The following is a 14802-nucleotide window of genomic DNA, read 5'->3' as shown; positions in this document are numbered from 1 at the left end:
CCGATCGGCCGGGGTTTCGGACCGTTCGGCCAAGCCGTCGGCGAGCGTCCTGGGATTAGGGTCCTGCCGTGAGTTCCCGCCCGACGACCCCCACGTCGGCGCAGCGACTCGGTCGTCTCGCGCGGGCGCCCTGGGTGCTGGCCGCGCTGATGGCGCTGCTGTGCTGCGCCGACATCGCCGTGCTGGCGCGCGATCCCCGAGACCTCGTCCTCGCCCCGGGCGCCGCGCTGCTCGCGCTGCTGGCCGTCCGCGGCCGCGTGCACCCGGCGCTGTGCGGGGTGGCGGCGGCCGGGGTGCTGCTGGTCTCCAGCGCGCTGGCCCGGCTCGTCGACGTGGAGCCGCACTCGCTGGGACTCGGCTCGATCCTGCCCACGGAGAACGCCGCGGGCGTGCTGCTGGTGCTGTTCGCGCACCGGCGGCTGCCCCCGCTGAAGGCGTTGCCCGTGACCGGAGCGCTGGTGCTGGCCTGCCTGGTGTCGCTGGGGTTGCGCGGCCCGATCGCGGGATCCGGTTCGCAGGTCGTCGCGTTCGGGATGTTGCAGCTGCTGCTGGCGATGGGCACCGGCACCTACCTGCGCGGCTGGCAGCTCAAGGCGGCCCGGACCCCGCTGGTGGAGCTGTTCCGCAAGCAGTGGCCGGTGATCGCCGGGCTGGTGGTGCTGCTCTTCCTGGAGATCAGCTCCGGGCTGGCGGGAGCCGAGCCGGGTGAGATCGTGCTGCTGCTGGGCTCGGTGGTGCTCTGCGGGCTGGCGGTGCTGGCGCCGAAGCGGCCGCTGGAGTCGGCGCTGCTGGCCGCGACCGCGCTGGTCTGCACCGGCGTCGGCGTGCAGCTGGTCGGCGGTGCGGACGTCGATTCCGGGGTGCTGCCCGGCGTGCCGGTCACGGCCACCGGCGCGGGGATGCTGGTGCTGGCCTACCTGGTCCGGCACGCCACGACCCGCAACGCCGCGCTCGGCGGCGCCGCCCTGGTCGCCGCCACCCTGTTCGCGATGGTGCTGATCCGCGGGACCACGCGGATCCCGGACCTGGGCTCGATCGCTCAGCTCCTCGCGCTCGGCGGGTTGCTGCTGGCCCTGTCGGTCGGGTCGGGGCTGTACTTCCGGGCCCGCGACGGGGAGCGGAGCCGGACGGTGCGCAGCGCCGTGGAGCAGGCCCAGCAGGCGGAGCGGCTGGCGCTGGCGCGGGAGCTGCACGACGTCGTCGCCCACCACGTCACCGGGATCGTCGTGCAGGCGCAGGCCGCGCAGCTGGTGGCCGCGCGGAAGCCGGAGGCCGCGGCCGAGGCGATGGAGCGGATCGCCACCAGCGGCACCGAGGCGCTGGTGGCGATGCGCCGCCTCGTCGCGAGCATGCGGGGCGCCGAGCCGGCGGGCACCAGCGGCGCCACCGAGCAGGCCACCACCGATCTCACCGCGGACCTCACCGCCCTCGTCGAGGGCGCGGGGCCCGAGGTGAGCCTGCGCCTGGAGCTGGACCAGGAGATCCCGCAGGAGGTCGCCCGCTCGGCGCTGCGGCTGGTCCAGGAATCCCTGACGAACGCGGGCAAGCACGCCCCGGACGCCACCGAGATCGTCGTGACGGTGCGCTCCCCGCAGGAACGCCTGCACATCCGCGTCGCGGACAACGGCTCCGGTGGGCGCACCGCACCGGTGGGGGGCTCCGGAGGATACGGTCTCGTCGGGATGCGCGAGCGCATCGAGCTGCTCGGCGGCCGGTTCAGCGCGGGGCCCGCCGAGCGCGCCGGGTGGCGCGTCGACGCCTGGCTGCCGCTGGCCGAGCGCGAGCAGGGCTGAGCGCGTGGGCCACGACGAGGAGGAGATGGCGATGATCCGGGTGCTGATCGCCGACGATCAGGAGATGGTGCGGGCGGGCTTCCGGATGATCCTGGAGTCGCAGGACGGCATCGAGGTCGTCGCCGACGTCGCCAACGGGCTCGACGCGGTGCGGCGCGCCAGGGAGCTGCGACCGGACGTGTGCCTGATGGACATCCGGATGCCCGGGCTCGACGGCCTGGAGGCGACCAAGCAGCTCGCCGGGCCGGACGTCGCGAACCCGATCAAGGTGGTCGTCGTGACCACCTTCGACCTCGACGACTACGTGGCGTCCGCGCTGGCGAACGGGGCCAGCGGCTTCCTGCTCAAGGACGCGGGCCCGGCGCTGCTGATCGAGGCCATCCACGCCGCCACGCGCGGTGACGCGCTGGTCTCGCCGCAGATCACGGTGCGGCTGCTCAAGCACTTCGCGAAGCCGCCGGAGCGCCCGCGCCGCACCGTGCAGCCGCCGCGCGACGAGCTCACCGAGCGGGAGCTGGACGTGGTGCGGGCGACCGCGCGCGGGCTGACCAACGTGGAGATCGGCACGGAGCTGTTCATGTCGCTGTCCACGGTGAAGACGCACCTGGCCGCGGCCCAGACCAAGATCGGCGCCAGGAACCGGGTGGAGACCGCTTCCTGGGCTTGGCGGAGCGGCCTCATGGAGGACTGACGTCGCCGCTCCGGCCCGCCGCGCGCGGGCGCGGCGGTGGTCTCGCGGGCCGACCCCGCGCGGTGGTTTCGCGGCCGGCGGTGCGGCGCTGAGCAGCCCGAGCGGAGATCACCGGAGTGCCGGGCCGGCGCGGAGTTGCGGCAGAATGCGCGCATGTCGACCGCACTGCGCCTGCACGCCCCGATCGTCGTTCCCTGCGATCCCGACTGCACCGTCCTCCGCGACGCCGTCGTGGACGTCGACGAGCGGGGCCGGATCAGCTACTGCGGCCCGCGCGAGGGGGCGCCGCCGCGCGGGCAGGGCACCGAGGTCCGCGAGTGCAGCGGCATCCTGCTGCCCGGCCTGGTCAACACGCACGCGCACAGCCCGATGACGCTGCTGCGCGGCATGGGCGGCGACCTGCCGCTGCTGCGCTGGCTGCGCGAGGTGATCTGGCCCGCGGAGGCGCGGCTGCGGCCCGCCGACATCCGCGCCGGGATGGAGCTGGGCGCGGTCGAGATGCTGCGCGCGGGGATCACCACCAGCGCCGAGATGTACTTCTCCGGCGAGGCGGTCGCGGAAGCGGTGCTGGCCGTCGGTTCCCGGGTGGCGCTGGGCCCGGCCGTGATCGCCGCGCCTGGCCTGGAGGGCATGGGTTCCTGGAAGACCGTGGTCGCCGACATCGACCGCTGGATCGACGCGGACGGCCTGCGCTTCGGGCCCGCCGACCGGGTCGAGCTCGGCTACGGCGCGCACTCCGCCTACACGCTGCCGCCGGAGGCGCTGCGCACCATCGGGGAATCGGCGCGGGAGCGCGGTGCGCTGGTGCAGACGCACGTGGCGGAGGCCGCCGACGAGGACCTGGCGCAGCGCGAGGCGCACGGCTCGGTGCCCGCGCTGCTGGACTCGCTGGGCGTGCTGGACGGGCGGGTGCTGGCCGCGCACTGCGTGCACCTGTCCGACGCGGACATCGAGCTGTTCGCCGCGCGCGGGACCGGTGTCGCGCACTGCCCCGGTTCGAACGCGAAGCTCGCCTCCGGCACCGCCCGGCTCGTCGACATGCTCGCCGCCGGGATCCCGGTGGGCCTGGGCACGGACGGACCGTCCAGCAACGACGACCTGGACCTCTGGGAGGAGGTGCAGCTCGCGGGCATGTTCGCCCGGCTGTCGACGGGGGACGCCACCGCGCTGGCCGCGCCGCGCGCGCTGCTCGCGGCCACCCGCGGCGGTGCGGCGGCGATGCAGCGCTCCGACATCGGCGCCCTGGAGCCCGGCCGCTGGGCCGACGTCGTGCACCTCGACGTGGACAACCCCGCGTTCGCCACCGGCCTGGACACCTCCGACGAGCAGCTGCTGGCGAACCTGGTGTGGGCGGCGGGATCGCGCTGCGTGCGCGACGTCTGGGTGGCGGGCGAGGAGGTGCTGCGCGACCGCGAGCCCACCCGGGTGGACCGCCGCGCGGTGCAGGCCGCGGCCCGCACCGCCGCCCAGCACGTCCGGGGCTGAGCTCCGGGATCGAGCGACGGGTCCCGGGCGGGACCTTGTCCCCTGGGCGGGGTGCGGCGGCGGAGGCACGGTGAGCCCGTTGGCGTTCTCAGGGGGTGAGTTCGATGGCCTGGTCGACGGCGAGTCCGAACGCGGTCCACGAATCGCTGGGGAAGGTGGGCGGTTCCTGGGTCTGGATGCTGGCCTACGGGGTGCTCTCGTTGCTGGCCGGTCTCGCGGTGCTGCTCTGGCCCGGAGCGACGCTGCTGTTCATCGCCCTCGTCCTGGGCGTGCAGCTGGTGATCGGCGGGGTCTTCTGGTTCGGCAGCGCGCTGGCGTCCGGGGAGCAGGGCCTCGCGGCCAGGATCGTGCTCGCGGTGCTGGGCATCCTGGCCGGTGTCGTGGTGCTGCGCTACCCGGTGCAGAGCGCCTTCGTGCTTCCGGTGGCGCTGGGCCTGTTCTGGACGGTGAGCGGTGTCGTGGAGACCTTCCACGCGATCACCCACCCGGAGGTGGGGGCGCGCGGCTGGGCCGTCGGAACCGGGGTGCTCGCCATCGTGGCGGGCGTGGCCCTGCTGGCGTTCCCGGGTCTGGGCCTGATCCTCGGGGTGCTCCTGCTCGGGATCTGGTTGGTCCTCTACGGCGTGCTCACCGCGGGCCGCGCGCTGGTCGCCCGGCCGCGCGCCGAGGCGGCCACCTCGACGCCCCCGATGGGAGCCGCACCGGCCTGACCTCGGATCGGCCATGATGGCTCGATGATCGACGAGCGACGCACCCTGGGTCTGATCGCCTCGGCCGCGGGGGGCACGGAGCACCTGCGCACCCGGCTGGTGGAACCCGCCGTGGCACGCGGCTGGCGGGTCGCGGTGACCCTGACCCCCTCGGCCGGGGAGTGGCTGGGACCGCTCGGTGAGCTCGACCGGATCGCCGAGCTCACCGGGCTCCCCTGCCGCACCGCGCCGCGCACCCCGGCCGAGCCGAGCCCGCACCCGGAGATCGACTGCTTCCTGCTGTGCCCCGCCACGGCGAACACGGTCGCCAAGCTCGCCCTCGGCCTCGGCGACAGCCAGGCGCTCACCACGGCGGTCGAGGCGGTCGGCGAGCAGCGCGCCCCCGTGGTCGTGTTCCCCACCATCAACGCCGCGCACGTCCGCCACCCGGCCTGGAAGTGGCACGCGGCGGCGCTCGCCGAGGCGGGCGTGCACCTGCTCACCGGCGATCACTGGTGGCCGCTGCGCGAACCCCGCACCACGCTCGGCGACGCGATCCCCTGGACCCGAGTCCTCGATCACCTCGACACCCTGGTCCCGCCGCGCGAGTCCACTTCGGACTGATCTTCGGGCCCCGGGAACGACGAAGGCCCAGGCGAAGCGATGCGCTTCTGACCTGGGCCTTCGTGAACTGAGCGGATGACGGGAATCGAACCCGCGTATTCAGCTTGGGAAGCTGATGTTCTACCATTGAACTACATCCGCAGCGCCGTCTCCGGCGAGCCAACTCTAACACGGCGGGGGACGAAGATCGCCCGGGGTCCTCCCGATACGCTGTGCTCGTGCTGCTGAGTGACCGGGACCTGCGCAAAGAGCTCGACGAGGGCCGACTCGAACTCGATCCGTTCGACGTCGCCATGATCCAGCCGTCGAGCATCGACGTGCGGCTGGACCGGTTCTTCCGGGTCTTCGACAACTCGAAGTACACCCACATCGACCCCGCCCAGCAGCAGGACGAGCTCACCTCTGCCGTCGAGGTCACCGGGGACGACCCGTTCGTCCTGCACCCGGGCGAGTTCGTGCTCGGGTCCACCTACGAGTGCGTGCGGCTGCCCGAGGACCTGGCCGGCCGGCTGGAGGGCAAGTCCTCGCTGGGGCGGCTCGGGCTGCTCACGCACTCGACCGCGGGCTTCATCGACCCCGGGTTCACCGGGCACATCACGCTGGAGCTGTCCAACGTGGCCAACCTGCCGATCACGCTGTGGCCGGGCATGAAGATCGGCCAGCTGTGCCTGTTCCGGCTCTCCAGTCCCGCCGAGCACCCGTACGGCACCACCCGCGCGGGATCCCGCTACCAGGGCCAGCGCGGGCCGACCCCGTCGCGCGCGCACCTGAACTTCCAGCGCGTCGAGACGCGCCGCGACTGACTCCCGCCCGCGGCCGAGCGCTCTCCGTCGATCGGCCGGTTTGACGGGATCGCCCCTGTTCAGGGGTGCTGCGTGCGCGATCGTTTACCACGTGAACGATTCAGTCACCACGGTGAGCATCCTCACCCTGAATCGTGGAAGAAAGAAGTGGTTCAGACCCTAGAGTTCCCCGGGGCCCGGCGCTCTCCCCAGGTGTGCAAGGAGGCAGACCGGCGAGCGGGCACAGGAGAACTCCGATGTCGGTAACGCAGTCGCCCGGTGCCCGGACGGGTCACCTGGGGCACGTAGTGATGATCGCGAGCGCGGCGGCGCTCGGCGGTTTCCTCTTCGGCTACGACACGTCAGTGATCAACGGCGGTGTCGACGCCATCCAGGACCACTTCCAGGTCGGATCGGCCATGACCGGACTGGTCGTCTCCTCGGCGCTGCTGGGGTCGGCGGTCGGCGCGGCCATCGCCGGCGGCCTGGCCGATCGCATCGGCCGGATCCGGGTCATGCAGCTGGCCGCGGTGCTGTTCGTCATCAGCGCCATCGGGTCGGCCCTCCCGTTCGCCATCTGGGACCTGGCGATCTGGCGGATCGTCGGCGGCATCGCCATCGGCATCGCCTCGGTGATCGCCCCCGCCTACATCGCGGAGGTCGCGCCCGCCGAGTACCGGGGCAGGCTCACCTCCCTGCAGCAGCTGGCGATCGTGCTGGGCATCGCGTTGTCCCAGCTGGTCAACTACGGACTCGCGGCGGCGGCGGGCGGTAGCGCCTCGGCCGAGCTGGGGCCGATGCAGGCCTGGCAGTGGATGCTCGCGGTGGCCGCGGTCCCCGCGCTGGTCTACCTGGTCGTCTCCTCGATGATCCCGGAGTCGCCCCGCTACCTGGTCGCGGCCGGGCGGGACGACGAGGCGCGCGGGGTGCTCGCGCGGATCGAGCCCGGGGACGTGGACGCGAAGATCGCCAACATCCGGGCCGCGCTGGGCGAGCACAAGCCGCGGCTGTCCGAGCTGCGCGGCCGCTTCGGCGTGCTGCCGATCGTCTGGGTCGGCATGGCGATCGCGGCGTTGCAGCAGTTCGTCGGCATCAACGTGATCTTCTACTACTCGTCCTCGCTGTGGCAGTCCGTCGGCATCGAGGAGAGCAGCTCCCTGCTGCTGAGCCTGTTCACCTCGATCGTGAACATCGTCGGCACCTTCATCGCCATCGCGCTGGTCGACAGGATCGGGCGCAAGCCGCTGCTGGTCATCGGCTCCATCGGCATGGCCGTCTCGCTGGCCGTCACCGGCTGGGCGTTCAGCTTCGCCCAGGTCGTCGGTGAGGACGCGGTGCTGCCCCCGGGCTGGGGCGTGGTCGCGCTGATCTCGGCGAGCGCGTTCGTGCTGTTCTTCGCCTCGTCCTGGGGCGTGGTGATGTGGGTGCTGCTCGGCGAGATGTTCCCGCCGCGCATCCGCGCTGCCGCGCTGGCGGTCGGCACCATGACGAACTGGGTGGCGAACTGGCTGGTGACGGTCAGCTTCCCGAGCATGCGGGACTGGAACCTGCCCGCCACGTACTTCATGTACGCCCTGTTCGCGCTGATCTCGCTGGTCTTCGTGCTGCGCTACCTCAAGGAGACCAACGGCCGCTCCCTGGAGGAGATGGGCAGCTGATCCCGCTCCCCGTCCTCGAAGGCGCCCCGGGTCGTTGGCCCGGGGCGCCTTCGCGCGTCCGGCCCCGCCCCGCCTGCCACCCCCGTCCGGCGGGGCGGGCTCGGCGGGCCCGGACCCTTCGCCGGCGTCGCCAAGCCGGATGCCCGCGACTCGGGTCGGCGTGATTACGCCACGTGGGCAGCGGTGGTGAAGTCCGCCTGTTCTCGCGATTAAGCGCCACCGGGACGGGTGGCATTGGCCGCTGGGGCGAGCTGAGTCGACCTTCACCCCGTAGGACTGATCTCGGCGATCGACGCAGTTCGACGCCGCACCGACAGGACGACGGAGAGGTAGTCATGCAGCTCTCGAAGTTCGCGAAGACCGCAGCCACCGCCGGGATCATGCTCGGCATGAGCGCCCTCGCCGCCCCCGCGGCGCTCGCCGACGGGTACGTCACCAACAACCAGGACGGCAGCAACGTCGGGGTGCACCTCAGCGGGGTGAACGGCAACGGCGTCGGCAACGGCAACCACAAGGCGGGCTGGCACAAGGGCATGTCGGTCAGCGACTTCGTCGCGATCAAGGTCGCTCACTGACGACGCGCCCCCGCGGGGGCGGTGGGAAACCAGGAGGGGCAGGCCCGGTGCGGGCCTGCCCCTCCTGCTCGGTTCGGGTGTTGCGTTCGTCGCGGACTGCGTGGGGTCCGGACTGTTCGGCGCTCGACCCGATCCGACCTGACGGGGCCGATGCGGCCGTCGCCGACGAGGCGCTGCAACGGATCAAGGGTTACCTCGGCAGGCATCAGGACCAGCGCCGCATCCCGCTCGTCGTGGAGGACGACGGGGGCGAAACGTTGATCGTCCCCCGTGGCGCTGTCGAACTGCTGGCCCGCGCGCTCGCCCACAGGGCAGCGGGTACCGGCGTGTCCGTCGTGCCGTCCCACGCCGAGCTGACCACGCAGCAGGCGGCGGAGATGCTCAACGTCTCGCGTCCGTTCCCGGTCGGGCTGCTGGAGGCCGGGGAGATCGACAGCAGGTCGGGGCGCGACGGGCTGGTGGAATCGACGGCCGCGTTGCGGGCGATGTGAACTTCGGGCGGTGCTGAGACGAGAAGGGGCAGGCCCATCGCGGGCCTGCCCCTTGTGCTCGGTGCGGGTCAGTTCTCGGACTTGTCCTGGTCCGGGAGGGGGGTGCCGGTCGGCTCGGCGTCGGTGGGGACGTCGGCCTTGCCGTTGGCTTCGGCTTCGCCACCGGTTTCAGCACCACCGGTGTCCGCGGAGCTGTCGGCGACCGGGGCGGAGGCGCCGTCGCCGCCGCGCTTGACCGAGGACAGCAGCAGCTGCGCCACGTCCACGACCTCGACGTCCTCCGAAGCCGCCCCTTCGTTCTGGCGGGCGGTGAGGCCGTCGTTGAGCATCACGCGGCAGAACGGGCAGCCGGTGGCGATCTTCTGGGGCGCGGTGCCCAGCGCCTCGTCCACGCGCTCGACGTTGATGCGCTTGCCGGTGCGCTCCTCCATCCACATGCGGGCCCCGCCCGCGCCGCAGCACATCGAGCGGTCGCCGTGCCGCGGCATCTCGCGGAAGTTCGCGCCCGAGGCGCCGACCAGGTCGCGCGGCGGCGTGTAGACCTTGTTGTGCCGCCCCAGGTAGCAGGGGTCGTGGTAGGTGACGTCCTCGGCGACCGGGGCCACCGGGGTGAGGCGCTTCTCGCGGACCAGCTTGTTCAGCAGCTGGGTGTGGTGCACGACCTCGAAGTGGCCGCCGAGCTGCGAGTACTCGTTGGCGAGGCTGTTGAAGCAGTGCGCGCAGGTCGCGACGATCTTGCGCTTGCCCGGCTCGCGGCCCTCGAACACCGAGTTCAGCACCTCGACGTTCTGCTGGGCGAGCATCTGGAACAGGAACTCGTTGCCCGCGCGCCGCGCCGGGTCGCCGGTGCAGGTCTCCTCGCCGCCGAGGACGGTGTAGTTCACCCCGGCCATGTGCAGCAGCTCGGCCACGGCGCGGGTGGTCTTCTTCGCGCGGTCCTCGAAGGCGCCGGCGCAGCCGACCCAGAACACGTACTCGGTGTCCTCGGCGAGCTCCCCGTCGAACACCGGGACCTCGAAGTCCAGGTCCTCGGTCCAGGCCAGCCGGTCCTTCGAGTTCTGGCCCCAGGGGTTGCCCTTGTTCTCCAGGTTCTTGAACATCCCGCCCAGCTCGGTGGGGAAGTTCGACTCGATCAGCACCTGGTAGCGGCGCATGTCGACGATGTGGTCCACGTGCTCGATGTCCACCGGGCACTGCTCGACGCAGGCGCCGCAGGAGGTGCAGGCCCACAGCACCTCGGGGTCGATGACCCCCATCTCCTCGGGGCCGCCGATCAGCGGGCGCTCCGACTCGGCGAGGGCCAGGGCGTCGATGCCCGCGAGCTTCTCCTCGGCGCCGTCACCGGTGATGCCGACCTCGTCCCCGGCCATGTCCTTGCGGCCACCGGCCAGCAGGTAGGGGGCCTTGGCGTGCGCGTGGTCGCGCAGCGAGGTGATCAGCAGCTTCGGCGACAGCGGCTTCGCGGTGTTCCACGCGGGGCACTGGGACTGGCAGCGACCGCACTCGGTGCAGGTCGTGAAGTCCAGCCAGCCCTTCCACGTGAAGTCCTCGACCTTCCCGACGCCGAACACGTCCTCGTCGGGATCGGCCTCCTCGAAGTCGAGCTCCTTGCCGCCGGACATCATCGGCTGCAGCGCGCCGAGCGCCCGCCCGTCGCCGATCTCGCGCTTGAAGTAGATGTTGAAGAACGCGGTGAACCGGTGCCAGGCCACGCCCATCGTGATGTTCGAGGCGATCACGATCACCCAGATCATCGCGGACAGGATCTTGAACCCGGCGAAGATCGAGATGGCGGCGGTGCTCGACGGCAGGATCCCGCCGAGCGCGTAGGTCAGCGGGGAGGACCAGAGCGGCGCCTCGAACAGCCCGGAGGCCTGCTTGAACGCCCGCAGCCCCATGATGCCGAAGCCCTCCAGGACCACGACCGCCTCGACGAAGTAGGCCTGCCCGAAGTTCGAGCCCTCGAACCGGGAGAGCCGGCCCGCGCGGCGCGGGTGGTTCAGCTGGCGCACGCCGATCAGCCAGAACCCGCCGAGCACGGTGGTGATGCCGAGCAGCTCGACGATGAGGTTCCACGGGCCGAACCAGCTCAGCAGCGGTGTCTCGAAGGTGGGGACGAAGACCTCGAAGTAGGCCTCCAGCACGCTCAGGCTCAGTCCGCCGAAGCCGACCATGACGAACCAGTGCGCCACGCCGACGTGGCCCCACTTGAGCATCTTGGTGTGCCCGAGGACCTCCTTGAGCATGTTCCCGAACCGGGCCCCGAACGGGCCGCGTCTCGTCGGGTCCGGTTGTCCGAGACGGATGGACGAGATCATCCGCCGCACGGTCCTGACGACCATGACCACCGCGACGGCCGTGACGGCCAGGCAGATCAGGCCCAGGACGAGCTGCAGAGCACCCATGCTCGCGGCCTCCATGTTCGGGGTTTGTCCGTTTGAGGAGCGTACGCCTTATTACCGATCGGTAACCAGCGGGGCTCCCCGTGGCAGGAACGGGGCAGTGGTGGGAACAGGGGGTGATTCTGCGCAACCCCCTGCCGAAAAACTAGTTGGGCGATCGCGCAGCTTTCCTTCGGGGGCGCCGCGACCAGGCGCCGGGGCGCGGGTCGTCGGCGCGCGGCCGCGGGTCGTCGCTGCTGGGCGCGGGCCGCCGCCCGGGGCCCGGCGGCGCGGTCGCCGCCGCCACCGGAGGTGTGGAGCGGTGCGATGTTCACCACTTACCGCCGGAGACCGGCCCTCGTGATCGAACGGTGCCGCCGGCGGGTGCTCGGCGCGTACTCTCAGAGCCCCGGATGACCGACGATCGGCTGGTCGCCACCGCATCGAACCTGGGGAGAGACGATGGACGACGCCGACCGCGTCGAGCTGCGCGCGTCCGACGCCGACCGCGAACAGGTCGCCGGACGGCTGCGGGTCGCCTTCGACGAAGGGCGATTGGGCCTGGTCGAGTACGACGAGCGGGTGCGGAACGCCTACGCGGCCGTCACCCGCGCCGACCTGGTGCCCCTCACCGCTGACCTGCCCGCCGCCGCGGAGCCCGCGGGCGCGCCCGTCGCGAAGCGGTCCCGCGCGCCTCGGCTGGGCAAGGAGTGGCGGGAGTGGGCGCAGGTCTCGTTCATGCTGGTCGGGATCTGGCTGGTGATCTCGATCGTGAGCGGCGGTCCGATCTTCTTCTTCCCGATCCTCCCGATGGGCATCTGGGCCGTCGTGCTCGGCGCGCAGACCATGTTCGGGGACGACGAGAAGGACGAGAAGGACGAGAAGCGCGAGCTGGAGGGCTGAACGGCCCGACGGGGCCGCGCGCCCCGGGGGTAGCCTGGCTGAAACAACCAGAACATTCGTTCAGCTTTCTGGTCGGGAGGCCCGGGTGGTGTACCTGATGCTGGCGCTGGCGATCTGCTCCGAAGTGGTGGGCACCGTCTCGCTCAAGTTCTCCGAGGGCTTCAGCAGGCCGCTGCCGTCGGTGCTGGTCGTGCTCGGCTACGGCGCCGCGTTCGCCGCGCTAGGCGTGGTGCTCAAGATGGGGCTGCCGGTCGGCGTGGTCTACGCGATCTGGTCCGGTGCCGGGGTTGCGCTCATCGCGCTCATCGGCGCGGTGTTCCTCGACGAGAGCATCACCGCGGTGCAGGTCGGCGGGCTCGCGCTGGTCATCGGCGGGGTCATCGCGCTGCAGCTCGGCGGTGCGCACTGAGCCCCGAGCGCGCCGACGGCCGGCGGCTCAAGGGCGAGCGGCGGCGCCGCGCGATCCTGGACGCCGCGCTCCGCGTCGTCGAGCGCGACGGGGTGGCCGGGGTCAGCCACCGCGCCATCGCGCGCGAGGCGGGGGTGCCCCCGGCCTCGATCGCCTACTACTTCGCGGGCATCGACGAGCTGCTGGTGGCGACGCTGGTGGAGAGCGCGGACCTGCTCGTCGGGGACATCGCGCGGATGCGCGAGCGCACCCCGCCGGAGGGGCGCGCCTGGGTCCGGACGATCGCCGAGAACCTGGCGATGATGATCGACGAGCGGCGGGCCCGGACCATCGCCGAGTACGAGCTCTACCTGCTCGCCGCCCGCAGGCCCGCGCTGCGCCCGGCCGCGCGGCGCTGGTTCGAGATCGCCACCGGCGAGGTCGACCGGGCCGTCGACGTCGACCCGGCCGCGATCAAGGCGGTGCTCGCCGCGATCGACGGGCTGCTGCTGCAGGCCCTCATCGCCGAGCACCCGCCGGGAGCCGACGACTTCGAGCCCGCGCTGCGCCACCTGCTCCGGCCGGTGCTCGCGGACGACGGCTGAGCGGCGCCTGCGACGTCCTGGGTCCCCCGGTCGGGAGCTGCCGCTACCGTGCGGGAGCGGTGCCGAGCTAGGGGGACGACATGGTGCGCACGGGGTTGGCGGTCGCCGGAGCGGCCTGCCTGCTGGCAGCCGGGACGATCGTGAGCTGGACCTGGGGCGAGCGGGGCGAGCGATCCGAGGTGACGGCGCTGCCCGCCGTCGCGGAGGTCCGGCTCGCCGGGGCCGTCGGGAAGGTCGAGGTCGAGCACCGGCCGGGCGCGCGGGCCGAGGTGCGCGAGCGGATCCGCGGCGGGGAGGGCGACGGGCCTCGGCACCGGCTGGAGGGCGGCGCCCTCGTGCTGCCCGGCTGCGGCGACGGCTGCTCGATCGACTACGCGATCACCCTGCCCGAGCCGGTCCCCGTGCTGGGCGAGAGCTCGGCCGGTGAGCTGGACGTGATCGGAATGGCCTCCGTGGCGGTGCGGGTCTCCGCCGGGGCGGTGCGCGTCGAGGACGTGGCGGGCCCGGTGCGGGTGCGCGGGACCAGCGGCGGCATCGAGCTGCGCGGCCTCGGCGGCGACGTCGACGTGGCCACGGGCAGCGGTGGCATCTCCGGCGAGGACCTGGGCGGCCAGGTGGTCGCGGCCCGCACCCGGGCCGGGTCCGTCGAGCTGGAGCTCACCGCGCCCCGCGAGGTCCGGGCCGAGACCGGTACCGGTGGCGTCGAGCTGCGGGTGCCGGACGGGGGCTACCGCGTGCGGGCCGCGACCGGGACCGGCTCGCGGGACGTCGAGGTGACCACCGATCCGTCCTCGCCCCGCCTCCTGGACCTGCGGACCGGCACCGGGTCCATCGAGGTCGAGGCCCGCTGAGGCCTCGCTCGCCCGATCACCGGGCCTCGCTCGGGAACTCTCCGCGCTGCTCAGGCGTTGTCCAGGCAGAAACATTGAGCGGACCGCGCTCAACCCGGTTTGACGGCCGCGGAGCCGTCGCGTAAAACTTGAGTCGGCAAGGCTCAACGGACTATCGGGTCCTGGGCGCAAGAGCAGGAGCAGGAGGAACCATCCATGGCGCGAGCGGTCGGCATCGACCTGGGGACGACCAACTCCGTCGTTTCCGTCCTCGAGGGCGGTGAATCGACGGTCATCGCCAACTCCGAGGGCTCGCGGACGACGCCGTCCATCGTCGCCTTCGCGAAGAACGGCGAGATCCTCACCGGGCAACCCGCGAAGAACCAGGCGGTCACCAACGTCGATCGCACCATCCGGTCGGTCAAGCGCCACATGGGCACCGACTGGAAGACCACGATCGACGACAAGGCGTACACGCCGCAGGAGATCAGCGCCCGGGTGCTGATGAAGCTCAAGCGCGACGCCGAGGCGTACCTGGGTGACGACGTCACCGACGCGGTGATCACCGTTCCGGCCTACTTCGAGGACGCCCAGCGGCAGGCCACCAAGGAGGCCGGCCAGATCGCGGGCCTCAACGTGCTGCGCATCGTCAACGAGCCGACGGCCGCGGCGCTGGCCTACGGCCTCGACAAGGGCGAGAAGGAGCAGACGATCCTGGTCTTCGACCTCGGTGGCGGCACGTTCGACGTGTCCCTGCTGGAGATCGGGGAGGGCGTCGTCGAGGTCCGCGCCACCAGCGGTGACAACCACCTGGGCGGCGACGACTGGGACGAGCGGATCGTCGACTGGCTGGTCGAGAAGTTCAAGAACTCCAACGGCATCGATCTGACCAAGGACAAGATGGCCT

General features: G+C 72.1%; 15 protein-coding genes and 1 tRNA gene. 14 read left to right on the top strand and 2 right to left on the bottom strand.

Going from position 1 to position 14802, the window contains the following annotated elements:
- The first annotated feature begins 68 nt into the window (after positions 1 to 68).
- The 5 genes from ACL03H_RS14855 to ACL03H_RS14835 all read left to right on the top strand — a co-directional run bounded on the left by ACL03H_RS14855 (position 69) and on the right by ACL03H_RS14835 (position 5282).
- A complete protein-coding gene (locus tag ACL03H_RS14855; RefSeq protein WP_412811810.1) occupies positions 69 to 1793 on the top strand; it encodes a sensor histidine kinase in 1725 nt (574 codons plus the stop codon).
- Between the two features lie 31 nt (positions 1794 to 1824).
- Positions 1825 to 2484: a response regulator transcription factor gene (locus ACL03H_RS14850; protein ID WP_412811916.1), complete on the top strand. Its 660-nt coding sequence runs from the start codon at positions 1825 to 1827 to the stop codon at positions 2482 to 2484.
- 153 nt (positions 2485 to 2637) lie between these two features.
- Positions 2638 to 3969 (top strand): amidohydrolase family protein, encoded by a 1332-nt coding sequence (locus ACL03H_RS14845; protein ID WP_412811809.1) that lies wholly within the window; start codon positions 2638 to 2640, stop codon positions 3967 to 3969.
- 104 nt (positions 3970 to 4073) lie between these two features.
- Positions 4074 to 4679 carry an HdeD family acid-resistance protein gene (locus ACL03H_RS14840; RefSeq protein ID WP_412811808.1) on the top strand — a complete coding sequence of 202 codons (606 nt, stop codon included), beginning with the start codon at positions 4074 to 4076 and terminating at the stop codon, positions 4677 to 4679.
- 24 nt (positions 4680 to 4703) lie between these two features.
- Positions 4704 to 5282, top strand: a complete 579-nt coding sequence (locus ACL03H_RS14835; protein WP_412811807.1) for a flavoprotein — start codon at positions 4704 to 4706, stop codon at positions 5280 to 5282.
- Between the two features lie 70 nt (positions 5283 to 5352).
- On the opposite strand, the gene ACL03H_RS14830 is transcribed toward ACL03H_RS14835, so the two are convergent.
- Positions 5353 to 5423: transfer RNA gene (locus ACL03H_RS14830), tRNA-Gly, on the bottom strand.
- Between the two features lie 77 nt (positions 5424 to 5500).
- Here ACL03H_RS14830 and dcd point away from each other — a divergent pair.
- From dcd to ACL03H_RS14810, 4 genes are all read left to right on the top strand, one after another.
- Positions 5501 to 6085: a dCTP deaminase gene (dcd, locus tag ACL03H_RS14825; protein WP_412811806.1), complete on the top strand. Its 585-nt coding sequence runs from the start codon at positions 5501 to 5503 to the stop codon at positions 6083 to 6085.
- 236 nt (positions 6086 to 6321) lie between these two features.
- On the top strand, positions 6322 to 7722 hold the full coding sequence (locus ACL03H_RS14820) for a sugar porter family MFS transporter (protein WP_412811805.1): 1401 nt from the start codon (positions 6322 to 6324) through the stop codon (positions 7720 to 7722).
- 335 nt (positions 7723 to 8057) lie between these two features.
- The gene (locus tag ACL03H_RS14815) at positions 8058 to 8297 is read left to right on the top strand and encodes a hypothetical protein (protein ID WP_412811804.1); all 240 of its coding nucleotides are present in this window, start codon (positions 8058 to 8060) and stop codon (positions 8295 to 8297) included.
- A gap of 80 nt (positions 8298 to 8377) precedes the next feature.
- Positions 8378 to 8788 (top strand): MerR family transcriptional regulator, encoded by a 411-nt coding sequence (locus ACL03H_RS14810; protein ID WP_412811803.1) that lies wholly within the window; start codon positions 8378 to 8380, stop codon positions 8786 to 8788.
- Positions 8789 to 8856: 68 nt separating this feature from the next.
- Here ACL03H_RS14810 and ACL03H_RS14805 read toward each other — a convergent pair whose 3' ends face one another.
- The gene (locus tag ACL03H_RS14805) at positions 8857 to 11193 is read right to left on the bottom strand and encodes a (Fe-S)-binding protein (protein ID WP_412811802.1); all 2337 of its coding nucleotides are present in this window, start codon (positions 11191 to 11193) and stop codon (positions 8857 to 8859) included.
- A gap of 438 nt (positions 11194 to 11631) precedes the next feature.
- Here ACL03H_RS14805 and ACL03H_RS14800 point away from each other — a divergent pair, with 438 nt between their 5' ends.
- The 5 genes from ACL03H_RS14800 to ACL03H_RS14780 all read left to right on the top strand — a co-directional run.
- The gene (locus ACL03H_RS14800; protein WP_412811801.1) at positions 11632 to 12072 is read left to right on the top strand and encodes a DUF1707 SHOCT-like domain-containing protein; all 441 of its coding nucleotides are present in this window, start codon (positions 11632 to 11634) and stop codon (positions 12070 to 12072) included.
- 85 nt (positions 12073 to 12157) lie between these two features.
- Positions 12158 to 12481, top strand: a complete 324-nt coding sequence (locus ACL03H_RS14795) for a DMT family transporter (RefSeq protein WP_412811800.1) — start codon at positions 12158 to 12160, stop codon at positions 12479 to 12481.
- Positions 12478 to 13065, top strand: a complete 588-nt coding sequence (locus tag ACL03H_RS14790) for a TetR/AcrR family transcriptional regulator (RefSeq protein WP_412811915.1) — start codon at positions 12478 to 12480, stop codon at positions 13063 to 13065. Before ACL03H_RS14795 ends, ACL03H_RS14790 begins: the two co-directional genes overlap by 4 nt.
- Before the next feature lie 80 nt (positions 13066 to 13145).
- Positions 13146 to 13916, top strand: coding sequence for a DUF4097 family beta strand repeat-containing protein (locus ACL03H_RS14785; RefSeq protein WP_412811799.1), 771 nt, complete (start codon positions 13146 to 13148; stop codon positions 13914 to 13916).
- 195 nt (positions 13917 to 14111) lie between these two features.
- Positions 14112 to 14802, top strand: a 691-nt coding sequence (locus ACL03H_RS14780) for an Hsp70 family protein (RefSeq protein ID WP_412811798.1), incomplete at its 3' end; no start/stop codon positions are given.

This window comes from Saccharopolyspora antibiotica, assembly GCF_047200635.1.
Classification (GTDB): Bacteria; Actinomycetota; Actinomycetes; order Mycobacteriales; family Pseudonocardiaceae; genus Saccharopolyspora_C.
Note: the sequence above shows the minus strand (reverse complement) of the source record. Positions and strands in the feature narration are given on the sequence as shown.